Source organism: Tsukamurella pseudospumae, assembly GCF_001575195.1.
Lineage (GTDB): Bacteria > Actinomycetota > Actinomycetes > Mycobacteriales > Mycobacteriaceae > Tsukamurella > Tsukamurella pseudospumae.
Genome location: NZ_LSRF01000001.1, coordinates 875,406 through 897,171, shown reverse-complemented (window position 1 = coordinate 897,171; position 21,766 = coordinate 875,406). Strand labels below are relative to the sequence as shown.

Below are 21,766 nucleotides of genomic sequence, written 5' to 3'. Positions count from 1 at the left end.
GCTGGGCACGATGCGGGTGGACCTGGTTCGATGGCAGTCGTGAGCGCATCGGAAGAATCCCGCATCGTCTCCGCCTCCCGCGACATCGCGGCCCCGGCGGACCTCCTGTTCGAACTGATCGCCGATCCGGCTCGCCAGCCCGAGTGGGACGGCAACGACAACCTCGCGGAATCCGCTCCGGGCCAGCGGGTCCGCGCGACGGGGGACGTCTTCCGGACGCTCCTCACGAACGGTCAGGTGCGGGAGAACCACATCGTCGAATTCGACGAGGGCCGCCTAGTCGCGTGGCGGCCGGCACCCGTCGGCGAGCCCGCACCGGGGCACCTCTGGCGCTGGGAGCTCGCGCCGTTGGCGGACGGCGGCACCCGCGTCACGCACACCTACGACTGGACGCAACTGCACGACGAGCAGCGCCTGCCCCGCGCCCGGGCTACCACCGCGGACCGTCTGGCTGCGTCGCTCGACCGGCTCGCGACGCGCACCGAGAACGGGTGACCGATCCGGTTCTTCGTCGCACGCTGGGCATCGGCGACGCCGTCGTCGTCGGCCTGTCGGCGATGGTCGGGGCCGGTGTCTTCGTGGCCTTCGGGCCCGCCGCCGCCGCGGCAGGGGCCGCGCTGCCGGCCGGGCTCGCGGTCGCGGCCGCTCTCGCCTACTGCAATGCGAGCAGCTCCGCGCGGCTGGCCGCGCTGTATCCGCAGTCGGGCGGCACGTACGTCTACGGGCGGATGCGCCTCGGTCCGTTCTGGGGCCATCTCGCCGGCTGGAGCTTCGTGGTCGGCAAGTCCGCGTCCTGCGCCGCGATGGCCCTGACGGTGGGCCACTACGCCTGGCCCGAGCACGCGCACGCCGTCGCGGTCGGCGCGGTGGTCGCCCTGACCGCGGTCAACGTCGCCGGGGTGGAGCGGTCGGTGCGCGTCGCCCGCCTCGTCGTCGCCGGCGTGCTCGTGGTGCTCGTCACCTTCGCCGTCCTCGCACTCACCTCCCACGGTGCGGACCCGTCCCGCGTCGTCGACGGTGCCGACGGCGGCCCGTTCGGGGTGCTCCAGGCGGCCGGCCTGCTGTTCTTCGCGTTCGCGGGGTACGCCCGGATAGCCACGCTCGGCGAGGAGGTCCGGGACCCCGCGCGCACGCTGCCCCGGGCGATCTTCGTCGCGCTCGGTATCGCACTGGCGGTCTACGCACTGGTCGGCCTCGCGTCGGTCGCGGTCCTGGGGGTGGACGGGCTCGCGCGGTCCACCGCGCCGGTCGCCGACGCCGCCCGCGCGGCCGGGCTCCCCGTCGCCGTCGTCACGGTCACCGCCGCCGTCGCGGCCCTCGGATCGTTGCTCGCGCTCATCCTCGGCGTCTCCCGCACCACGCTCGCCATGGCGCGCGACGGGCACCTGCCCCGGGTGCTCGCGGCGGTCGACGAGAAGCGCAGGGTGCCGGTGCGCGCCGAGCTCGCCGTCGGAGCCGTCGTCGCGATCGCCGCAGCCACCGTCGATCTGCGTGCGGCGATCGGCTTCTCCTCGTTCGCCGTGCTCGTGTACTACGCCGTCGCGAACGCCTCCGCCTGGACGCTCGATCGCTCGGTCCGGGCCCGGATCGTGCCCGGTCTGGGGCTCGCCGGATGCCTGCTCGTAGCGCTGTCGTTGCCGGCGGGCTCGGTCGCGGGCGGCATCGTCGTGCTCGCGGCCGGCGCCCTGGCCTATTGCGCGACCCGGGCTAACACCCCGTCTGGTACAGCGCCTTGAGCCAGCCCGCGCTCTGGTACCCCCAGCCGAAAACCGTCTCGGCGGTGCCGCGGTGTTCGGGGAAGTCGGTCATCTGCAGGGCGGCGCCGTAGCAGCGCTCCAGGATGAACCGCGCGCGCTCGACGTGCGCCGTGGTGGTGACCACGATGATGTCGGTCCAGCCCCGGAGCTCGGCGAGCCGTTTGATCTCCTGCGCCTCCCCGCGGGTGGTCCACGGCTTGGGTAGGAAGCACATGACGTCGACGCCGGTGATCCGCCTGGCGCACAGGTCCTGCATGCGGGTGTCGGTCTCGCCGACCGAGTTGGACAGCACGACCTGCGATGCGAGGCCCTGCTCGGCGAGCCGGAGGCCGTACTCGAACCGGTCGTAGGGGTTGCCGCCGAGCACGACGATCGCGTCCGCGTGCTGGAGCGAGCGGTCCACCTGGGGCTGCACGTAGGCGCGTTCCACGGTGAGCCCGACGGTGACCAGCAGCACGAGCGCGACCACCGCCGCGAGGACGCGACGCGTGCGCCGCTGTCCGCTCACCGCTGCCTGCACCAGTCCAGTATCGCGGTTGCAACGACCCGTCGCACCTCGGGGTGGTGGCCGGGGTGGTCGCCGGTGGGGATCCGGACGGTACGGGCGGTACCGGCGGACCGTCGGCGCGCGAGCGCGGCCATGCCCTCCGGGCCGCGCTGATCGTCGAACCAGCCGGCGTCGGGGGGCGAGAGCACCAGAACCGTGTCCGTGCCCCCGTCGACCACGGGCCGCAACAGAACCTCCGGGACCTGGGTGACGCCCCGTCGGCCGAGGCAGCGCCAGCCCGGGTACGGGAGGCGACGGCGCAGCAGATGCTTGAGCCGCCCGCGCGCACTCTGCGTGAACGCGGGGTCCGACCGGGGCGTCCCGAGGTCCTGCCCGGGGTCCTCGGCGACGGCGGCCTTGAGCCGCCAGGAGTACAGCACGGAGTTGACCAGCACCGTCGCGTCGGCGCGGACGGCCCGCGCGGCGTGCGCCGCGAACCACGACCCCGAGCACAGTCCGGCCGTGAGCAGCGGCCCCGCGCAGCTGTGGGCCGCGGCCACCACATCGTCGATCCCGGACTCCGGGAACAGGGGCACGACCTCGCCGACGGTGACGGGGCCGGACTCGCCCGCGCCGCGCCGGTCGAACCGCACGGCCTCGCCGCCGAGCGCCCCGATCTCCCGGGCCAGCGCGACCCACGCGCGGTTCGGGCCGTGCCGGGTGTCGTTCGCCGTCGCGCACAGCACCACGGAGCGAGCCGGAGCGCCCTCCGTGGGAAGGGTCCGCACGGCGATCGCGCCCCCGAGCTCCTCAAGGTGTTCCTCCACGCCGCCGAAGCGCGCCCGGGTGCGGATCACGGGGTCGACGGTGACCGGCGCGCGCTCCGGCATGGCGTCCGACAGCCAGGCGGTGATGTCGTCGACCGCGCGGTCGGGGATCCGGACCAGGTGCGTCGAGGCCTCCAGGAATTCCGGCATGCCCTCCACGGTGAGGCGGTCGGCGTCCGCGGCGCCCACCGGCTCCGCGCCCGGCCGGGCGGCGATGAGCGTACGCGGCGCGGCGAGCGCGTCCGCCGGTAGTCGTGAGAGGTCGGCGGTCGCGTCGGCGTGCACGTCCAGACCGATCCAGGTCCCCGGTCCGGCGCCGACCGCCATGCGCGCCAGCGCCACCCGGGACCGGGCGAAGGCCCGGCCCCCGACCGGATCCCACAGCACCGCGGCGGGCGGGTCGAGTCCGGCAGCACCCGCCAGCGCGGCCCCGGCGCGGACCGCCACGACGGCGGGTGCGCCCGCGCCGAGCGCGCGCAGGTACGCGTCAGCGGCACGGACGGAGTCGATCCACATCGCCACGGCGTCGGCTCGGCCCGCGTCTCCGGCGGAATCGCCGGTCCCGGCGTAGTCGAAGCGCAACACCGCGAACCCGTTCTCGGCGAGCAGGTCGGCCAGCCGTCGCAGGCCGCGCAGCGCGTCGTGCTGCTCCTTCGCCAGCGGCGGCACGATCAGCACCGCCCCGCGGACCGACCGGGACGCGGGCAGGTGCAGCGCACCGTAGAGCGGCGCCGTCTCGGGGCCGAAGTAGGTGCGGATCTCAGTCGAGGGCATCGATGATCTCCCTCGCCCGGTCCTCGTAGGTGTGCCCGCCGCGGGTGATCGCGGCGTGTCCGGCCGCCGCGATCCGCGCGGCCGCCGCGGGATCGGCCGCGACCCGCGCGACGATGTCGTCGATCTCCGCGGGGTCGTCGTAGAGCAGCGCCTCCCGGCCGTCGGCCAGCAGCTCCGCATGCTCGACGGTGCGCGGCCCCACGAACAGCCCGCCCGCCGCCGGCACCTCGAAGGTGCGGCAGGTGTGGGTGTCGCGGTTGTCGGAATTGAGCAGCACCAGGTTGGCGCCGATCGCCGCGATCGCCGCCGACAGGTTCGTGCCGTACTGCGGACCGCGCAGGACGGCACCCGAGCGCCACACGTCGGGTGACCGGCGCCAGCCCGGGCCAGCCAGGTAGAAGTCGCCGCCCCAGCGTCGCGCGAGCCCCGTGACCAGGTCGATCCGGTCCGGGCGGGCGTTGCCGACGAAGCCGGCGGCGTACCGTCGGGCCGTCCGCGGCGGGACCGGGCGGTGCCAGGCCGGGTCGTAGGCGCTGAGCACGTGGACGACCCGCCGCGCGCCGCGAGCGACGAGCTCGGGCGCGTTGTGCGCCTTGGTGGTCACGATCGCGTCCCACTCGGGCTCGGCCGCGAGGTAGGCGGGCGTGGTGTTGACGGGACGGGACACGTCGTCGGCGCTGTAGTGCACGTGCCGCGCCGCGGGCAGCGAGAGCAGCCGCTCCTGGTCCAGATGCACGGCGGTGTAGCAGAACAGCAGGTCGGGAGTAGGCCGGGACTCCAGCGCGCGGTGCACGGCGTCGACGGTGCCGGGCGCACGCCGCCCGGTCCGCTTGGCGTACCACCAGGCGGGGGACAGGCGCCGCGGCAGGGTCACGGGTGTCGTGTCGACGACGTCGACGTCGTGCCCCGCCCGCCGGAAGCCGTCTGCGAGGGAGCGGGCGTTGCTGCCGTACCAGTCGTCGCCGGCGAAGAGGATCCTCATGCGCCCGCCGCCTCGAGCCGCTGGACCCGCAGCACCGAGAACCCCGCTGCGGCGGTCTGCGCCGCGACGATTCCGAGCACCACGGTGAGCGGGTCGTGCGTGCGCATCGTCACGAGCAGGGCGACCGCGATCACGACGGCACCGACGGCGCCGACCAGCAGCACGCCCCGTGCGTCGTTGCGCACCGGCAGCACGGCTGTGGCGACGAAGGACGCGACGGCGAGGCCCGGCAGCGCCCACGCCTGGACCTGCAGGAGTGGGACGGCACCGTCGAACTCCGCACCGAAGACGAGGGGCACCGCCCACGGCGCGAGCACCGTGGCGGCGACGGCGAGGCCGACGCCCCCGGCCGCGACCACGACGACCGTGCGCCGGGCGACCGCCCAGAACTCGCCGTCGGCGCGCCGCGCGAGGCGGGGGAGCAGGCTCATGCCCACCGCGTCCAGCAGCGACCCCGCGGCCTGCACGGGCCGGTCGCTCGCGCTGAACAGGCCGAGCGAATGGGGGCTCAGCGCGGGGGAGAAGACGGTCGCGGCACTCGGCCCGTAGGTCGAGGAGAGCATCCGGGCTGCGAGGACGGGCGCACCGGTGCGCAGCAGTGCCACCGGCGGCCGGGGCCGGGCGGGCCGACCGTAGTCGCGGACGGTGCGCGCCCAGGACCACGTCACCGCGACCGCGCCACCGGCCAGGAGGCAGGCCATCGCGGCCTCCGGCGTCCGCACCCGGGGCAGGAGCGTCACCAGCAGCACCAGGTAGACCACGCGCCCCGCGGTCTGCTGCAGCACGACGGCACCGAAGCGCTGCGCGCCGATGAGCACCCAGTCCTCGCCGAACGCGCTCACCGAACCGACGACGAGCCCCAGCGCGGCCATCTCCACGCCCCGCGGCACCGGCAGCACGACGGTCAGCGCGAACAGCGCCGTGAACGCGCCGAGCGCGGCGCACCGAAGCCCCGCGTAGTCGCCGCGCAGCCGATCGAGGCCGGGTCGCCCGACGCGCGCGGCGGTGAAAGCGGTGATTCCCAGGTCCGTGCACAGCGCGCCCAGGAAGTAGGTCGACATCGCGACGGCGAGCAGGCCCATGCCCGCCGGGCCGAGCACCCGCGCGCACAGGGGGATCGTCACCAGCGTGACGACGTACTGGCCGTACCGGCCCGCCGAGACCAGCGCGACATCGCGCACCACGCCCGCGGATCCACGGAGCCGGACCGGGGTCATCGCCCGTCCCGCGCCACCCGCGCCAGCAGGGAGTCCGCGATCGCCGCGGAGGTCTTCAGGTCCAGGTCCCGGCCGCGGTCCGCGGCGGCGGAGGCGAGCTGCTCGCGCAGCTCCCAGTCCTCGATCAGCGCGTCCAGCGCGACGGCCAGCAGGTCGGGCCGCCGGGGCGGCACCAGTACGCCGTTGCGTCCGTCGTCGATCAGCTCGGTCGGTCCGCCCGCGCCCGCCGCGACGACGACGCGACCCGCGGCCATCGCCTCGGCGACGACCTGCCCGAAGGGCTCGGTGAGCCGAGAGTAGTGCACCACGACATCGGCCGCGGCGGCCTCGGCGAGCGGGTCCGGCACGTGGCCGGTGAACTCGACCCGGTCGGTCAGACCGAGGCGCCCGACGAGCTCCTCGAGCTCGGCGAGGTAGGCGTCGTCGCCGTCGAAGTGCGCGCCGCCGACGAACCGGACCCGCGGGGCGGACTCCATCTGGGCCAGGGCGCGCAGCATCAGGTCCTGCCCCTTCCAGGGCGTGATCCGCGCGATCATCGCGATCCGGACGTCCTTCGGCGGCCGCTGCGGAGTCGGCGCGGGGACCGCCGTCATGTCGACGCCCGGAGGGCACACCGCGGTCGGGCTGCTGCCGGTCGAGATCGTGGCGAGCGTGCCGCGGGAGTTCGCGAGGTACCCCGCGGCCGCGACCCGGCCCAGCACCCGGAGGGGGAACCGCTTGCCGCCGAAGTACTCCGCGCTCAACCGATCGTGGACCTGCCAGACGAGAGGGATACCGGCGCGTCGCGCGGCGACGGCCCCGACCAGCAGCGACCTGGTCGACTGCGCGACCAGCACGTCGGCGTCGTAGGCGCGCAGCAGCGGCGCGATCCGCCGGCCGTCGCGCAGCATCCCGACGGCGCTGCGGGCCACCGTGAGCGGCCCCGAGCCCCGGCGGACCTTCGCCGACCGGCCCCGGACCACCGTCACCGGCACACCGTCGGCCTCGAGGACGTCCGTGAGGGGGCCCGCGGTGAGCAGCACCACGGAGGCGGGAACGCCGCGGCGCCGTAGCTCGCCGGCGAGCCGGGCGAATGCCAGTTCGGCACCCGACGGCGCCGCGGTGTGGCCCAGGAAGACCGGTCGCTGCGCGCTCATGCGGCCACCGCCCGATACAGGTCGGCGTGGCTCTCCGCGGCGGTGTCCCAGTCGAACCGTTCCGCGTACGCGCGACACGCCGCCACGGTCGGGCGGTCCCCGTCGAGTGCCGCGACCAGACGGTGCGCGAGCGCCTCGGCATCGGCGGCGGGGACCACGAGGCGGGGCGCGAGGCCCCGGACGGCGTCCGGCAGCCCGCCGACATCGGTGACCACGGGTGCGCGGCCTGCGGCGAGCGACTCGAGCGCGACCAGGCCGAAGCCCTCCCACGACCGCGAGGGCACGACGGTGACCGTCGCCGCGGCGTACCTGCGCGCGAGCTCGGCGTCGTCGATCGGACCCACGAGGGTCACCGTATCCGCAAGGCCGAGTTCCGCTGCGCGTTCGGTGAGGTCCCGGCGCAGCGGACCGTCGCCGACCACGTCGAGCCGAGCCCCGGGATGGCGGGCGAGGACGCCGCGCCACGCGTCGAGCAGCACGTCGATGCCCATGCGGCGCTCGAGCCGGCGCACGCAGAGCACGCGGGGCGGACCGTCGGGCACGGGCGCCGCCGCGAACCGCTCGAGGTCGACCCCGGGCGGGACGACCGCGACGATCCCGCGATCGACGCCGTAGCGCTCGACCAGGACATCGGCGAACGCTTGCGAGAGCACCACGAAGCGGTCGCTACCGCGGTACCGGGCACGCTCGACCAGGGCCTTGAGCGCGACCGCGGCGCGACCCTCGCCCGCGGCGGCGCTCTCCTGCGCCCACGGGCCGTGGAAGTGCGTGACCAGCCCCGCGCCGCGTGGCGCGGGTCCGAACAGCGCGAAGTGCCTGTCCAGAACGCGGGTGCCCGACGGTGCCGGACGTCGCGACGCCCGTATCCGCGCGAGCGTCGACCCGGCGTCGGGTCCCCACGAGCCGCCGCCCGTCTCGGGCGCGCCGAAGGCGGCAGCCGAGACGTCGAGGTCCGCCCGGCGTCGCAGCGCGTTGAACAGACCCGCGAAGTAACGCGGCAGTCCGCCGGGCCCGGCGGACGGCCACTGCGCCCCGGTGAGGTGGACGGACAGTCCGGTCACAGTTGCGCGTTCACGGCGTTCGGCCAGGACCGGCGGTCCAGGCCGTGCGCGGCGAGCAGCGCGAGAGCGATCCGTTCGATCCCGAAGCCCAGGCAGGCGCTGTGGGCGGGCGCGCCGTCCACGGTGGTGATGTCGAAGTGCATCCCGAAATGATCGCGGTGGTAGTTGCTCGAGGCGACGGCGACCCCCGGCAGGTCGTCGCCGTAGAGGGGGACGAGCAGTTCGGTCTTGAGGTTGTCGGCGGACTGGCCGGCCGCGAGCATGCGGCCACCGCGCCCGAAGAACGGATCGGTCGCGGGCGCGCGCCGGACCCGCAGGTCCAACTCGGCGAGCAGATCGGCAGCGCGGGCGGCCCAGGTGTCGCGGTGTGCGACGGCGGCGCGGTCGGAGCCGACCCGCACGATCTCCCGCATCCGGAAGGACTGCATGCGCGCCGGGTCGATCGAGGGCTCACTGCGGTAGCAGTGGCCCGAGACGTCGATCCAGGCGCCGTCCCGCGGCAGCTCGCCGGTGAGGGTGGGGTACACGGAGTGGCAGGCCGACGGCACCAGTGCTACGTCGCTGGCGCGGAAGTGCCCACCCCAGTCGTGGCCGGCGGCGCGCCCGGCGAGGAGCAGGCGGTGCTCCGCGTCGCCTCCCGTGTACGTGGACACCGCGCCGGCGAGCTGCGGGAACGACGCGATGTAGTCGGTGCGGTCGAGGACCTCGCGCGGCATGACGGGCGGGAAGGACAGGACGGTGGCGGCGCCGCCGTGCACCTCGCGGACCGCGGCGGCGACGAGCGCGTCGATCGCGGAGGTCAGCTCCGTGAACTCGGCACCGTGGCCGTACACACCATCGACACCCGTGGGGATGAGGAGGCCCGCGTCGAAGAGGGACGCGCGGAATCCCTGCTGACGGCTGTACAGCTCAGTAAAGTCGACTACACGTGCTGTCGCGGCCCGGGTCATTCGGCCTCATCTCCGGCGGTGGAACTGTTGTCACTGCAACACGTTACCAGGCTAGGGTGTACGGCGGCGGCGCACATGTCGTGAACGCAAAGCGTGTGCGCACTCCGTGGGTCTGCGGGTGCGCCGCAGGTGAGGAGACCGCGTGGAAGAGTCGATCCGGGAGATCGTGGCCCGCCACGGCCGGTTGACCAGGGCGATCTCGGAAGTTGCGGGTGGTGACGATCTGTATTCGCTGGGGCTCACCTCCCACGCTGCGGTGAATGTCATGCTGGCGATCGAAGACCGATTCGCGATCGAGTTCCCAGATTCGGATATGAGCAAGAACACTTTCGGCACGATGGATTCGATCGTCGCGACGGTCCACCGGCTCGCCGGCTGACCGGCGATGACCCGCATCGCCGTCGTCCACGAACGCTGGACGGAACAGGGTGGCTCCGAGAACGTCGTGCGCGCGCTCGCCGAGGAATGGCCCGATGCCCGCGTCCACGTGGCCTTCGCCGACCCGCGCTCCGTCCCCCCGGAGCTGCGCGACCGGATCGCGGTCACCGGGCTCGACCGCGTGCACCGCGCCGTGGGACGTCGCGCGCACGCCCCGCTCATCCCGCTCGCCCCGGCGGCGTGGGGCCGGCACCCCGCCGATCCCGACGTCGACGCGGTCGTCATCAGCCACCACGCCGTCGGCGTCTCCGCGGCGCGCGCGTGGGCCGGCGTCCCCGTGATCGCCTACGTCCACTCGCCGGCCCGGTGGGCCTGGATGCCCGAGCAGCGTTCGGTGGAGTCCCACGGACCCGTCGGGCGCCTGGCGTTGGCCGCGCTCGCGGCCCGGACCCGCGCCGTCGAGACCGCTGCGGTACCCCACCTGTCCGTGGTGGTCGCGAACTCGACCGCGGTCGCGCACCGGATCGAGCGGTGGTGGGGCGTGCCCGCGCGGGTGGTCGCGCCCCCCGTCGACGTCGATCGGTTCACGCCCGACGGTGCCGCACCCGGTGGCTACTTCCTGGTCGCGGGCAGGCTCGTGCCCGCGCGCCGCGTCGACCTCGCGATCCGGGCCGCACAGCGTGCGGGCGTGCGGCTGGTCGTGGCCGGCGAGGGGCGGCACGACGCGGCCCTGCGCGAGCTCGCCGGGCCGGAGACCACCTTCCTCGGGCGGGTCTCCGACACCGAGATGGTGCACCTGCAGCGCGACGCGATCGCGACGATCATGCCCGCCGAGGAGGACTTCGGCATCGTGCCGGTGGAGGCCATGGCGTCGGGGACGCCCGTCATCGCCCGCGCGGCGGGCGGGGCGCTCGACACCGTCGTACCGGGCACCTCCGGGGTCCTCGTACCCGACGGTGTCGACGAGGACTTCGTGGCCGCCCTCGCGGAGGCGATCCGGGACTTCCGCCGCGGCGACTTCGACCCGGCGCTGCTGCGTGCCCACGCGGAGCTCTACTCGGCGCCGATGTTCCGGCTGCGGATGCGCGAGGTCGTGGACGGCGTGGCCGGATGAACCGCGTCGGGCTGGATCTCGCGGCCGTCGCCGACGTCGAGGACTCGCTCGCGACCTTCGGCACCCGCTTCACGGACCGCGTCTTCACCCCGGCCGAGGTCGCCGACTGCGCCGGTGATCCGCGGCGGCTCGCGGCGCGCTGGGCGGCCAAGGAGGCGGTGGTCAAGGCCCTGCGACTCGGCCCTGACGACGCGGCGCCGCCCCGCGAGGTCGAGGTGATCGCCGGCTCGCACGGCCCCGAGGTGCGCCTGCACGGCGGCCTCGCGGAGCACGCGCGGCGAGCGGGCTGGCGCCGGATCGAGGTGTCGCTGACGCACACCGACTGCCACGCCGCCGCGGTGGTGCTCGCCGAAGTGGAGGCGCCGCCGTCCGGGGAGGTCTAGCCGCCGCCCCGGCCGAACAGCACGGTGCCCACGGACATGAGCACGATCTTGGCGTCGAGCCACAGGCTCCAGTTCTCGATGTAGTAGTTGTCGTAGGACGCGCGGTCCTTGATGTCCGTGTCGCCGCGCAGCCCGTGGATCGCGGCCCATCCGGTCAGGCCCACCTTGACCCGGTGCCGGGACTGGTACGCGGGGATCTCCTGGCCGAACCGGTTGGCGAAGTGCGGCCGCTCCGGGCGCGGGCCCACCACCGACATGTCGCCGCGCACCACGTTCCACAGCTGCGGCAGCTCGTCGATCGAGTGCCGGCGCAGGAACCGGCCGAGTCGGGTGATGCGGAGCGACTCGTCGGTCCAGTCGCGGTCCGACTCCTCGTCCGGCACGGGGCGCATCGTGCGGAACTTGTACAGCGAGAACAGCCGTCCGTCCTGCCCGACGCGTGTCTGCCGGAACAGGATGGGCGCGTTCGGCTCCTGGATCTTGATCGCCAGCGCGACGGCCGCGAGCAGCGGCGAGAAAAGCACGAGCCCCAGGAGCGAGGTGGCCAGGGAGGTGACGCGCTTGATCCGCCAGTGGCTGGTGCGCAGGGCGAGCCGGCGCACCAGGACGAGCGGCGTGGTGTGGATCCGGTCCATGTCCCGGTCCTGGTGCACGAACTCGTAGAGCCGCGGCACGACGTAGATCTCGCAGTCCAGGTGGTCGCACTCGCGCAGCGGTTCGACCAGCGTCGAGTCGCGGTCGCGGGAGAAGGCCACGATGACGGTGTCGATCTCGCGTTCGCGGATCAGCGCCGCGAGATCGGAGCGGCGCGGGATCACCTCGACGGGGAACACGGTGGCGTCCAGCGGGTCGTCGTCCATCACGAGCACGGGCCGCAGCCCGTAGACCGGGTATTCGAACATCGAGTTCACCAGCTCGCCGGCGACCTTGCCGCCGCCGATCACGAGCGTGCGCGAACCGCATTCGGGGCGGCGCTCGCGGTAGCGGCGCACGGTCCAGTAGTAGACGACCCGCACGCCGAACAGCGCCAGCCAGCACAGCGCCGCGTGGAGGAACCGGGCGTGGTCGTCGTTCCACAGTGAGATCACGGCGAACGGCCACAGCAACAGCCCCGCGATGATGAGTTGCGGCGCACCGTCGAGCGCGCTCAGGGTGATCCGGGACCGGTAGAGCCCGAACAGGTACAGCACGGCGACCGTGATCGCGGCCGCCAGCAGGATCCGGACGGGAGGCGGGGCCGGTACGCCCCGGATCAGGTCGTTGGCCACCACGAAGGCCACGACGATGACGAAGTCGAGGATCGCGAGCACCCACGTGTGCCGACGCGTGCGGCGGCCGCTGCCCGCGGGGACTCCGATCGTGGTCATGCGCTGCTCGGATCCCTCCCGGTGTCGGTCCGTCGATCGCATACTAGGTCACACCGGTTTCCGGAATACAACGTCAGCAGTACGACGCCCGGCGCGGGTAAGGTATCCGGGTGCTTCCGCTCCCGTCCCAGCTCGCGATGCTGCGTCTGGAGGCGCAGAACCCGGGGTCGGAGGCACTCCGCATCGAGGCGGCCTGGCGCACGTCGCAGCGGGTCGACGAGCACGCGTTGGTGCGCGCCGCCGCGGGCACCCTGGACGAGACGGAGGTCGCCGGCCTCGGGATGATCCACGACGGCGACGGCGCTGTCGGCCTCGTCCCCGCCGAGCGCGCCGCGATCGACGTCCGCGCCTTCGACACCGAGCACGAGTACCGGGCCTGGCGCGAGCTCCCGGCCCCGATGCCCGACGGTGCCGCGCTCGTACGGATCGCCGTCGCGCGCGTCGGCGCGGAGTACGTGTTCGTGATCCGCGCGCACCACGCGCTGCTCGACGGCTACGGGCTCGAGCTGCTCGCCCGGCGCGTCGTGGAACGGTATCCGCGCGAGGCCGCGGGCCTCCCGTTGCCGCACGCCGGGCTCGGGAGCCTCGCCGCCCTCGCCGCGCAGGTCGCCTCGCCCCTCGTCCCGGACCTCGCGTTCTGGTCGGGCGCCACGGAGGGGGTCGGGCAGCCGGGCCGCGAGATCGCGTTCACCCCGCGCTCCGCGCCGCCGGCGGCGCGACCGCTGCTGCACCGCGAGAGCATCCGGATTCCGGGCCTGCACGAGCGCGCGGCGTGGCCGAGCGAGGCCGTGGGCACCGTCGGCGCGTACACAGCGCGGTACCTCGGCACGACCGACGCGCGGATCGGCGTGGTGTCGGCGCTGCGCCGCACGCCCGCGCAGCGATCGACGCCCGTGCAGTGGATGGCGGTGGTGCCGCTCCGACTCGAGGTGTTGCCCGACTCGACACCCGCCGGCCTGGGCGGGCGGGTGACCCGGTGGCTGGCGGCCGCGGGGGAGCGGGTCGCGGCCGGGGAGCGCCCTGAGGAACTGCTCACGGCGTTGCCGGCGGCGTGGCGCACCGGCCGCCTGTACGGCCCGGCGGTCAACGTCCTGCCCTACGTGCGTCATGAGGGATGGACCGTCGACGTGGGGGCGTGGGGCCCGGTGGAGGACTGCCTGTTCAACATCTGGCCGGGCCCGGACGACGAGGTCGTGGTCGAGGGGGCCTTCCACCCGGATCTGTACACGGCGGAGCGGGCCCGGGGCCACGTCGAGGCGTTGACCGCGCTGCTGACCGTGTCCCTGGCGTCGCCCTTCCATCCGTTCGCGGTGATCCCGAAGAAGCCGATCGCCGCCGACCGGATCGCCGTCCCGGGCGGGTGGATCTCGCCCGCCGAGCTGCAGGGCGCTCTTGCAGATGCCGGCTTCACACCCGACGAGACGGAACTCCTGACGACGGAGCCGGTCACCGTCGTGCTCCGGGGGGTGGCGCCGCACCGGCTCCTCGCGGCGCGGGCGGTGCTGCCGCCGGGCGTGCGCCTGCGCGTCCGCTGAGTTTGCCGGAACGGCACGACGACTTGCCGGATGTTGCCGCGGTGCGCCACGCTGGACCCATGGCACACCACGGACACGGACACGGACACGAGCACGCCCACCCCGACTGGTCGGCCCTCGCGGCCGAGATCGAGGCCGAGGGCCTGACCCTGGCGCCGTACGTGCTCCAGGCTCTCGACGTGATCGGCGAGCGTGTCGCCGCGCCGCGCACGATCCTCGACGTCGGCGCGGGACCGGGCGTCTTCACCGCGGTCCTGGCCGCGCGGTTCCCGTCGGCCCGCGTGATCGCCGTCGACGGTGCCGACCCCCTGCTCGAGCGCGCCCGGGCCCGCGGGGTGGAGCAGGGCACGCCGGTCGACGTGCTCCGCACGGACCTGCCGGGCGGGTTCGTCGAGCTGCCCGCCGCGGACCTGATCTGGACGGCGCAGACGATGCACCACCTCGGGGATCAGCACGCGGCCGTGGCCGCGCTCGCCGGGCGGCTCGAACCCGGCGGCGTGCTCGCGGTCGCCGAGGGCGGCCTGCCCTCGCGGTTCCTGCCCCGCGACATCGGGTTCGGCCGGCCCGGTCTCGCCGACCGACTGGATGCGCTGCAGGCGGTGGGGTTCGGCGAGATGCGGGCCGCGCTGGACGGCACCGTCGACGTGCCGGAGGACTGGCCCGCGATCCTGCGCGCAGCGGGCCTGCGCGATGTCCGGGCGCACACCTTCCTGGTGGACCTCCCGGCCCCGCTGGACGACGACGCCCGCCGCGGCGTCGCGCACATGCTCGGTCGTTATCTACGGATGGCGGACCGGCTCGACCCCGACGACGCGGCGGTCCTGCGTCGGCTCACCGATCCGGAGGACCCGATGAGCGTGCAGCGCCGCCCCGATGCGTTCGTGCTGGCGGCACGAACGGTGTACATCGGGACGGCGCCGTGAGCGGGTCTTCCGGGGATGGAACGACCTAGGAGACGGTGGCCTTGCCGTCGGCGAAGGTGATCGTCCCGTGCTGGAAGGTCTGCTTGATCGTCGACCCCTCGGCGGTCTCATCGCTCGTCGGGTAGCCGAGCTTGCCGGCCTCGTGGCCCGCCTCGCCCCACTTCGTGCCGATCACGCCGTGGACGACGTGCGCGCCGGTCGCCTCCGACCAGTAGATGGTCCCGCCCTTGAGGGTGAGGAACTTGCCCTTGTGGTCGGGCAGCGCGGCGACGGGGCCGAGCGGGGCGCCGAGATGTCCCTTGTCGTAGCCGTACTTGGCGTACTCCGCGAGGATCGGGGCGTCGGTGATGGTGACCTCGGCGCCGCCCGCGGACCGCAGCGTCGTCGACGGTACTGCCGGCTTCGCCTCGGGGCCCCCGTGGCCCGCGCCCGCGGCATTGCTCGCCGCGGCACCGGCGGCGGACGTCGCCTGTCCGGCGGCGTTCCCTGCGGCCGAGGTGGCGGCGGCTGCGGCGCTGCCCGCGGCGGAGGTGGCGGAGTCCGCCGCGTCCTTCGCCTTGTCGCAGGCGGCGAGACCGGCGGTGAGGACGGTGGCGGCGGCTATTGCACCGATCGTCCGAGTGATCCGAGCGTTCATGTCAGTGTCCCTTCGACAGGGTGAATTCGAACGCTCGGTATGTAACCACACTATCGACGTCTTTTCAGCGTGGACGCACCGTTTGGATCTGATCGACCGTTCCGACCGGTCCCTGGATGTCGTGAATGACCGAATGCGTCAGACCTGCACCGTCGGGTCCGGTCGACACGCGCGTGTCGAAGCCGAGCGCGTCGCCCACGGGGTCGCGGAAGAGGTGCGCAGTGAGATCCAGGTTGGGATAGGCCACCTCGCCCGGTGCGAAACGAGCCGTCATGCCGTTCGCGATGTCGAAGAATCTGGCCGCGCGGGCCACCGGACCGGAGGGCTCGTCGAGGAGCGCGACGGGCGAGTCGACCCAGTACGCGGCGCGACCCGGGCGGGTCTGGACGCGTCGGGCTCGGGCGGAGGCGATGTAGCCCCCGGGCCAGACGGTGCTCGGGTCCCATGCGGGCATCTCCGCGGCGGGCGGGATCGCGTCGAACTCGGTGCCGGACACCGCGGCGGTGTCGCGGCGGTCGAGCAGCCAGGCGCGCAGTACGAGGGCCGCGCGCCCGCCGTGGTGCAGTGTCGCCTCGACGAGTTCGATGGTCCGGCCCGGGCGGACGGTCCGTACCTCGACCTCGACGGTGTCCATCGGCAACGTCCCGAGGATGTCGTAGCTCAGGCGCGCGAGACGCAGACCGTCGTCGCGGCGGCCGTCGCGATCCTGCTCGACGACGTGGGCGAGGAGCGCCATCGGCGGTGCGATGTGTTGCTCGGCGGTGTTCCAGCCGCCGGAGACGTGCTCGGTGGGGCGGAACGCGGTGGCGGAGACCCGGTCGAAGTACGGCATGGGGTGAGCGTACGCGGCCGACCGGCGGATATCTCCACAAGGGTTAATTCTGACTAACTGAAATGGACGACTCCAGCGCACGCGCCCCGCACACCCGGGGGTGTGCGGGGCGCGGCGGCCGGGGCGAGTGAAGAGGATCAGGCCTTCACGTCGAACCGGTCGGCGTTGGCGACCTTCGTCCACGCCGCGACGAAGTCCTGCACGAACTTCTCCTTGGCGTCGTCGGCCGCGTAGACCTCGGCGAGCGCGCGCAGGATCGAGTTCGAGCCGAACACCAGGTCGGCGCGGGTCGCGGTCCACTTCTTCGCACCGGTCGCGCGGTCGGTGCCCACGTAGGTCGAATCGTCGTCGCCCGCGGGCGCCCACTTCGTCGACATGTCGAGGAGGTTGGCGAACCAGTCGTTGCTCAGGGTGCCGGGACGGTCGGTGAACACACCGGCCTCGGAACCGCCGAAGTTGTTGCCCAGCACGCGGAGACCGCCGATGAGCACCGTCATCTCCGGCGCGGTGAGGCCGAGCAGGTTGGCCTTCTCCACGAGCAGGTACTCCGAGGGCATCGGGGCGCCCTTGGCGACGTAGTTGCGGAAGGCGTCGAACTTCGGCTCGAGCACCGAGAAGGACTCGACGTCGGTCTCCTCCTGGGTCGCGTCGCCGCGGCCCGAGGTGAACGGGATCGCGACCTCGACGCCGGCGGCCTTCGCCGCCTGCGCGACACCGGCGTTGCCGGCGAGCACGACGACATCGGCGAACGAGACCGTCTTGCCGGACTCGGCGCTCCACGCCTGCGCCACGCCCTCGAGGGTGCGGACGACCTGCGCGAGCTCGTCGGGCTCGTTGACCTCCCAGCCGGCCTGCGGCTGCAGGCGCAGGCGACCGCCGTTGGCGCCGCCGCGCTTGTCCGAGCGGCGGAACGAGGAGAACGCCGCCCAGGCGGTCTTGACCAGCTGTGCGGTGGTCAGGCCGGTGGCCAGGATCTGCTCGGTGATCGCGGCGGCCTCGGCGTCGTCGAGGACGGTGCCGGCCGGGATCGGGTCCTGCCACAGCTGCTCGGTCTTCGGGACCAGCGGGCCGACGTAGCGCGACGACGGGCCCATGTCGCGGTGGAGGAGCTTGAACCACGCCTTGGCGAAGGCGTCGGCCAGCTGCTGCGGGTTGTCGAGCCAGCGCTTGGTGATCTCCCCGTAGATCGGGTCGAACCGCAGCGACAGGTCGGTGGTGAGCATCGACGGGTGGGTCTTGCCGGTGCCGAAGGCCTCCGGGACCGAGTTCGCCCAGCCGCCGTCCTTCGGCCGCCACTGGTTGGCGCCGGCGGGGCTCTGGAAGAGCTCCCACTCGTTGCTGTAGAGGATCTCGAGGAAGCTGTTGTCCCACTTGGTGGGGGTGTGCGTCCAGATGACCTCGATACCGCTGGTCACGGCGTCGATGCCGACGCCGGTGCCGTTGCCGCCCTTCCAGCCCAGACCCTGCTGCTCCATCGGGGAGGCCTCCGGCTCGGGGCCGTTCTCGACGGGGCCCGCGCCGTGGGTCTTGCCGAAGGTGTGGCCGCCGACGATCAGCGCCGCGGTCTCCTCGTCGTTCATCGCCATGCGGCCGAAGGTCTCGCGGATGTCGTCCGCGGCGGCGATGTAGTCCGGAACGCCCTCGGGGCCCTCAGGATTGACGTAGATCAGGCCCATGTGGGTGGCGCCGAGGGGCTGCTCCAGGTCGCGCTTGCCGGAGAAGCGGCCGTCGGAGCCGAGCCAGGTGTGCTCGGGACCCCAGTAGACGTCCTCGGGCTCGTAGACGTCCGCGCGGCCGAAGGCGAAACCGGCGGTGGTGAAGCCCATGTCCTCGAGGGCGACGTTGCCAGCGAACAGGATCAGGTCGGCCCAGGACAGCTTGCGGCCGTACTTCTGCTTGACGGGCCACAGCAGGCGGCGTGCCTTGTCCAGGCTGACGTTGTCGGGCCAGCTGTTGAGCGGCGCGAAGCGCTGCAGGCCGGCGCCGCCGCCGCCGCGGCCGTCCGTGGTGCGGTAGGTGCCGGCGGAATGCCACGACATGCGGATGAACAGCGGGCCGTAGTGACCGAAGTCGGCGGGCCACCAATCCTGCGAGTCGCGCATGAGGGCGACGAGGTCGGCGCGGACGGCGTCCACGTCGAGCGTCGCCACCTCGGCGGCGTAGTCGAAGTCGGCGCCCAGGGGGTCGCCCTCGGCGGGGTTGTTGGCGAGCACCTTGAGATCGATCTCGTCGGGCCACCAGTCGCGGTTGCCGCCGCCGGCCACCGGCGGGCGCAGCGAACCGTGGGCGACGGGGCAGCCGCCGCTGGTCTGCTCTTGGGGGGAAGTGGTCTGATCCTCGGACACGGCGTTCCTCTCAGTACGGAAGATGTGTTCGGCTGTAACAGCGTTGCGGCCCGTGCTGACGGGGCCGCGCATCACCCACCATACGTGCGCTCGCCCACGGAATCCAGCTTTTCTGGAATTATTCAAGATATTCCTGAAAGGCCAGGTGGACGGTCCTATTGCACTGTTAGGCGGCCCCTATGGAGCGTCGGTCCCACGCCGCGCGAACGCGCGCGCGATCGCGTCCAACAGGACCGTGTAGCGCCCCGCCTCGGGGTGCGATCCGGGCTTGCCGCTGGAGACCACGGCCGCCGCCAGGTCCCGTTCCGGATCCGCCCACATCGCGATCTCCGTGAGCCCCGTGTGTCCGAAGGCGCGGGGCGCGTCGCGCCCGAAGGGGCCGAACCGCTCGGAACCGAGCATGTAGCCGGTGCCCCAGCGCAGCGGCGCGCCGCCGGTGGCGAAATCGGGGCGCAGCCGCCGAGCCTGGACCGTCGCAGCGGCGAGGGTCTCCGGGCGGAGCACGCGGACACCGTCGAGCTCCCCGCCGCGCCGGAGGATCTCGGCGAACCGGGACAGCTCGGCGGCGTTCGAGACGAGATTGGACGAGGGCACGATCCCGGTGAGGAAGGGTGCCGAGTTCGACATCGGCACGATCTGCTGCATGGTCCCGCCCACCACCTTGCGGAAGGCGGCCTCGATCGCGGCGGGGGCCGGTGCGCCCGTCGCGTAGCTCAGCCCGACGGTGCCGACGTCCTCCGGCGCGACGCCGAAGTTGGTCCAGCGGAAGCCCAGCGGGTCGAGGATCTCGGTCGCCGCGATCTCCCGGATCGTGCGGCCGGTGGCGGCGAGGACCAGCTCGCGGACGAGCGGACCCCAGGTCAGTGCGTGGTAGAAGTGCAGCCTGCCGGGGGAGTAGACGGGCTTGATGTTCGCCAGCATCTCGCGCGTGTAGGCGCTGTCCTCGGACCGCCGGAGATCCGGCCGCGGCCCGGTGTTGATCGGGATGCCCGCGCTGTGGGTCAGCACGTGCCGCACCGTGATCCGGTCCTTGCCGTCGGAGACGAACTCGGGCATGTAGTCGCAGACGTGCGCGTCGAGCGCGAGGTCGCCCCGCTCGATCAGTCGGTGCAGCACCGTGACCGCCACGCCCTTCGCGGTCGAGTACGTGCAGAAGGGCGTGTCGACGGTGACCGGAACCGGCTCGGTCGCCTCGTCCCGGTTCGACGGGAGATCGGGGCCGTTGCCGCGAGCGTGTCCGATGGCCCGGTTCAGGACGATGCGGCCGTGCTGCCGGACGCACACCTGGATCGCGGGCTGCAACCCGGCGGCGTACCACGAGCGCGCCGCGAGCCACACCCGCTCGACGGCCCGCGGATCGACGTCGCCGTGGTCCTCGGGTCCGATGTCGGTGATCGGATCCAGGTCGCGCGGCACGCGGATGCGCCCCTTCGCGGATGCGTCGACGGTGCGGCTGCTCACGGCACGAGCTTACGGATAGATTTGCGCGGTGACCCGTGCCAGCACCGTCCTCAAGCTCGTCTACGCCGCGCTCGCCACCGTCGACACGACCCTCTCGGCGTCGTCGGAGCCGTCCCGCCACCGCGCGCGGCGGTTCACCAAGCCGCTGCTCCTGCCCACGCTGGCCGCGTCCTTCGCCGCCGACCCCCGCTCGCGGCGCTCGCCGTTGCGCGCCACCACGCTCGCCGGGCAGGCCGCGGGATGGGTGGGCGACGTGGCGCTGCTGCGCGACGAGCCGAAGGACTTCGCGCTCGGCGCGACCGCCTTCGCCACCGGCCACGCCGCGTACATCAGCGGGCTGCTCGCCCAGCGGGATCCGGACGCCTCGCTCGCGAAGCCGGCCGCGGTCGGCGCGGCCTGGGCGATGGGCGCGCCGCGCACGCTGCTCGCCGCGTACCGCACCGCACCCGCGCTCGCGCCGGTGCTGGCGGTGTACTCGGCGATCCTCAGCGGCACGGCCGCCTCGGCGGCGGTGCTCGGCCCGCAGATTCCGGCGGGCGCGCGTCGCGCGACCCTCGCCGGCGCGGGCCTGTTCCTCGTCAGCGATTCGATCCTGGGGCTCCGGAAGTTCGTGCTCGCCGATCCGCCGGCGTGGCTCGAGGGCGCGGTCATGGCCACGTACTGCGGCGCGCAGTTCCTCCTCGCGGAGGGCGCGGCCCGCGCCGGGGCGCCGGCGGCTCCGTGACGGGCCGGGCTTGACCCTCACACCGTGTCAGGCGACAGAGTGGTTCCCGTGACCGACACCCCGGACCTCATGCCGATCGGCAGGTTCTCCTCGCTGAGCCGGATCAGCGTGCGCATGCTGCGCCACTACGACACCCACGGTGTCCTGGTGCCCGCGGCGGTGGACGCCGCGACCGGCTACCGCAGTTACGACGGAGGGCAGCTGGCCGATGCCGCCGCCATCCGCAGGCTGCGGGACGTGGGCTTCGGCGTGTCCGCCATCGGTGCCGTGCTCGCCGTCCGCGGAACCCCGGCGTACGACGAGGCCCTGCGTGCGCAGCGCCTCGAACTCGCCGCGGCCGCGGAGCAGGCGGCGGCCCGCCTGACCCTCATCGACACACTGCTCCAGGAGCCCACCATGACCGAGATCGTTTCCGAGATCACCCTGCCCGCACGGACGCTCGTCTTCCTCCGCGGCACCGTCCCCGATTACGCCGGAGAGGGCCTGCTCTGGCAGCGCTTCCTGCCCGCGCTGCAGCAGCAGGGCATCACCGCGGGCGAGACCGGCGGGTGCATCGAGCACGACGACGAGTTCCGCGAGTCCGACGTGGACGAGTCGGTCTTCCTCGAGGTGCCCGACGGCACCGTCGTCGCGCCGCCGCTCGGCGTGCTCGTGACGGGCCCCCGCCGGGCCGTCGCCGCCACCGTCGACGGGCCCTACCCGGTGGCCATCGGCCGGGCGCACGAGCTGATCGGCGCGTACATCGCCGAGCACGCTCTGGTGCTCTCCCGCACGCCCGAGGATCCCGCGACGCACCACTTCAACGTCTACCTCAACGATCCCTCGACGGTGCCCGAGGCGGAACTGCGGACGCAGGTGGTCGTGCCGGTGCGGTAG

General features: G+C 73.5%; 21 protein-coding genes. 9 read left to right on the top strand and 12 right to left on the bottom strand.

Annotated elements, in window-relative coordinates; all coding sequences use genetic code 11:
- Positions 1-39 precede the first annotated feature (39 nt).
- Both AXK60_RS04200 and AXK60_RS04195 read left to right on the top strand, forming a co-directional pair.
- Positions 40-495, top strand: coding sequence for an SRPBCC family protein (locus AXK60_RS04200; protein WP_425315206.1), 456 nt, complete (start codon positions 40-42; stop codon positions 493-495).
- Complete coding sequence (locus AXK60_RS04195) at positions 492-1,736, top strand: APC family permease (RefSeq protein ID WP_068569759.1); 1,245 nt, start codon at positions 492-494, stop codon at positions 1,734-1,736. Before AXK60_RS04200 ends, AXK60_RS04195 begins: the two co-directional genes overlap by 4 nt.
- On the opposite strand, the gene AXK60_RS04190 is transcribed toward AXK60_RS04195, so the two are convergent.
- From AXK60_RS04190 to AXK60_RS04160, 7 genes are read right to left on the bottom strand one after another with little or no spacing between them, the layout of a single operon-like run.
- Positions 1,708-2,277: a YdcF family protein gene (locus tag AXK60_RS04190; RefSeq protein WP_068569758.1), complete on the bottom strand. Its 570-nt coding sequence runs from the start codon at positions 2,275-2,277 to the stop codon at positions 1,708-1,710. The two genes, AXK60_RS04195 and AXK60_RS04190, sit on opposite strands and share 29 nt — an antisense overlap.
- A complete protein-coding gene (locus AXK60_RS04185; RefSeq protein ID WP_068569757.1) occupies positions 2,262-3,845 on the bottom strand; it encodes an alpha/beta hydrolase family protein in 1,584 nt (527 codons plus the stop codon). Before AXK60_RS04185 ends, AXK60_RS04190 begins: the two co-directional genes overlap by 16 nt.
- Positions 3,832-4,827, bottom strand: coding sequence for a CgeB family protein (locus tag AXK60_RS04180; RefSeq protein ID WP_068569756.1), 996 nt, complete (start codon positions 4,825-4,827; stop codon positions 3,832-3,834). Before AXK60_RS04180 ends, AXK60_RS04185 begins: the two co-directional genes overlap by 14 nt.
- A complete protein-coding gene (locus tag AXK60_RS04175; protein WP_244881007.1) occupies positions 4,824-6,044 on the bottom strand; it encodes an oligosaccharide flippase family protein in 1,221 nt (406 codons plus the stop codon). Before AXK60_RS04175 ends, AXK60_RS04180 begins: the two co-directional genes overlap by 4 nt.
- Positions 6,041-7,180 (bottom strand): glycosyltransferase family 4 protein, encoded by a 1,140-nt coding sequence (locus AXK60_RS04170; protein WP_068569755.1) that lies wholly within the window; start codon positions 7,178-7,180, stop codon positions 6,041-6,043. The genes AXK60_RS04175 and AXK60_RS04170 overlap by 4 nt, the downstream gene beginning before the upstream one ends.
- Positions 7,177-8,241 (bottom strand): glycosyltransferase family 4 protein, encoded by a 1,065-nt coding sequence (locus tag AXK60_RS04165; protein ID WP_244881006.1) that lies wholly within the window; start codon positions 8,239-8,241, stop codon positions 7,177-7,179. Before AXK60_RS04165 ends, AXK60_RS04170 begins: the two co-directional genes overlap by 4 nt.
- Positions 8,238-9,191: an amino acid--[acyl-carrier-protein] ligase gene (locus AXK60_RS04160; protein ID WP_068569754.1), complete on the bottom strand. Its 954-nt coding sequence runs from the start codon at positions 9,189-9,191 to the stop codon at positions 8,238-8,240. The genes AXK60_RS04165 and AXK60_RS04160 overlap by 4 nt, the downstream gene beginning before the upstream one ends.
- Before the next feature lie 142 nt (positions 9,192-9,333).
- Here AXK60_RS04160 and AXK60_RS04155 point away from each other — a divergent pair, with 142 nt between their 5' ends.
- The 3 genes from AXK60_RS04155 to AXK60_RS04145 are packed head-to-tail and all read left to right on the top strand — an operon-like array spanning position 9,334 to position 11,066.
- Positions 9,334-9,570, top strand: coding sequence for an acyl carrier protein (locus AXK60_RS04155; RefSeq protein ID WP_068569753.1), 237 nt, complete (start codon positions 9,334-9,336; stop codon positions 9,568-9,570).
- 6 nt (positions 9,571-9,576) lie between these two features.
- Positions 9,577-10,683 (top strand): glycosyltransferase, encoded by a 1,107-nt coding sequence (locus AXK60_RS04150; protein ID WP_068569752.1) that lies wholly within the window; start codon positions 9,577-9,579, stop codon positions 10,681-10,683.
- Positions 10,680-11,066, top strand: coding sequence for a holo-ACP synthase (locus AXK60_RS04145; protein ID WP_068569751.1), 387 nt, complete (start codon positions 10,680-10,682; stop codon positions 11,064-11,066). The genes AXK60_RS04150 and AXK60_RS04145 overlap by 4 nt, the downstream gene beginning before the upstream one ends.
- Here the strand turns inward: AXK60_RS04145 and AXK60_RS04140 are convergent.
- Complete coding sequence (locus AXK60_RS04140) at positions 11,063-12,433, bottom strand: sugar transferase (protein WP_068569750.1); 1,371 nt, start codon at positions 12,431-12,433, stop codon at positions 11,063-11,065. The genes AXK60_RS04145 and AXK60_RS04140 overlap by 4 nt on opposite strands.
- 110 nt (positions 12,434-12,543) lie before the next feature.
- On the opposite strand from AXK60_RS04140, the gene AXK60_RS04135 reads away from it, so the two are divergent.
- Entirely contained in the window at positions 12,544-13,968 is a 1,425-nt protein-coding gene (locus AXK60_RS04135; RefSeq protein WP_068569749.1) for a condensation domain-containing protein, read from the top strand.
- A 59-nt stretch (positions 13,969-14,027) separates the two neighbouring features.
- Positions 14,028-14,891, top strand: a complete 864-nt coding sequence (locus AXK60_RS04130) for a class I SAM-dependent methyltransferase (protein ID WP_068569748.1) — start codon at positions 14,028-14,030, stop codon at positions 14,889-14,891.
- Between the two features lie 25 nt (positions 14,892-14,916).
- On the opposite strand, the gene AXK60_RS04125 is transcribed toward AXK60_RS04130, so the two are convergent.
- From AXK60_RS04125 to AXK60_RS04110, 4 genes are all read right to left on the bottom strand, one after another.
- Positions 14,917-15,528, bottom strand: coding sequence for an LGFP repeat-containing protein (locus tag AXK60_RS04125; RefSeq protein ID WP_068569747.1), 612 nt, complete (start codon positions 15,526-15,528; stop codon positions 14,917-14,919).
- A gap of 64 nt (positions 15,529-15,592) precedes the next feature.
- Positions 15,593-16,360: a thioesterase family protein gene (locus AXK60_RS04120; protein ID WP_068569746.1), complete on the bottom strand. Its 768-nt coding sequence runs from the start codon at positions 16,358-16,360 to the stop codon at positions 15,593-15,595.
- A 137-nt stretch (positions 16,361-16,497) separates the two neighbouring features.
- A complete protein-coding gene (katG, locus tag AXK60_RS04115) occupies positions 16,498-18,705 on the bottom strand; it encodes a catalase/peroxidase HPI (RefSeq protein WP_068569745.1) in 2,208 nt (735 codons plus the stop codon).
- A gap of 177 nt (positions 18,706-18,882) precedes the next feature.
- A complete protein-coding gene (locus tag AXK60_RS04110) occupies positions 18,883-20,166 on the bottom strand; it encodes a serine hydrolase (RefSeq protein WP_068569744.1) in 1,284 nt (427 codons plus the stop codon).
- Positions 20,167-20,194: 28 nt separating this feature from the next.
- On the opposite strand from AXK60_RS04110, the gene AXK60_RS04105 reads away from it, so the two are divergent.
- Both AXK60_RS04105 and AXK60_RS04100 read left to right on the top strand, forming a co-directional pair.
- Complete coding sequence (locus tag AXK60_RS04105; RefSeq protein ID WP_068569743.1) at positions 20,195-20,890, top strand: lysoplasmalogenase family protein; 696 nt, start codon at positions 20,195-20,197, stop codon at positions 20,888-20,890.
- Positions 20,891-20,938: 48 nt separating this feature from the next.
- Positions 20,939-21,766 carry a MerR family transcriptional regulator gene (locus AXK60_RS04100; RefSeq protein WP_068569951.1) on the top strand — a complete coding sequence of 276 codons (828 nt, stop codon included), beginning with the start codon at positions 20,939-20,941 and terminating at the stop codon, positions 21,764-21,766.

What these genes read in the sequence shown, in the direction of transcription:
- AXK60_RS04185 (WP_068569757.1), bottom strand. Translation starts at nt 3,845, where the DNA reads ATGCCCTCGACTGAGATCCGCACCTACTTCGGCCCCGAGACGGCGCCG.
- AXK60_RS04180 (WP_068569756.1), bottom strand. Translation starts at nt 4,827, where the DNA reads ATGAGGATCCTCTTCGCCGGCGACGACTGGTACGGCAGCAACGCCCGC.
- AXK60_RS04175 (WP_244881007.1), bottom strand. Translation starts at nt 6,044, where the DNA reads ATGACCCCGGTCCGGCTCCGTGGATCCGCGGGCGTGGTGCGCGATGTC.
- AXK60_RS04170 (WP_068569755.1), bottom strand. Translation starts at nt 7,180, where the DNA reads ATGAGCGCGCAGCGACCGGTCTTCCTGGGCCACACCGCGGCGCCGTCG.
- AXK60_RS04160 (WP_068569754.1), bottom strand. Translation starts at nt 9,191, where the DNA reads ATGACCCGGGCCGCGACAGCACGTGTAGTCGACTTTACTGAGCTGTAC.
- AXK60_RS04150 (WP_068569752.1), top strand. Translation starts at nt 9,577, where the DNA reads ATGACCCGCATCGCCGTCGTCCACGAACGCTGGACGGAACAGGGTGGC.
- AXK60_RS04145 (WP_068569751.1), top strand. Translation starts at nt 10,680, where the DNA reads ATGAACCGCGTCGGGCTGGATCTCGCGGCCGTCGCCGACGTCGAGGAC.
- AXK60_RS04140 (WP_068569750.1), bottom strand. Translation starts at nt 12,433, where the DNA reads ATGACCACGATCGGAGTCCCCGCGGGCAGCGGCCGCCGCACGCGTCGG.
- AXK60_RS04130 (WP_068569748.1), top strand. Translation starts at nt 14,028, where the DNA reads ATGGCACACCACGGACACGGACACGGACACGAGCACGCCCACCCCGAC.
- AXK60_RS04125 (WP_068569747.1), bottom strand. Translation starts at nt 15,528, where the DNA reads ATGAACGCTCGGATCACTCGGACGATCGGTGCAATAGCCGCCGCCACC.
- AXK60_RS04120 (WP_068569746.1), bottom strand. Translation starts at nt 16,360, where the DNA reads ATGCCGTACTTCGACCGGGTCTCCGCCACCGCGTTCCGCCCCACCGAG.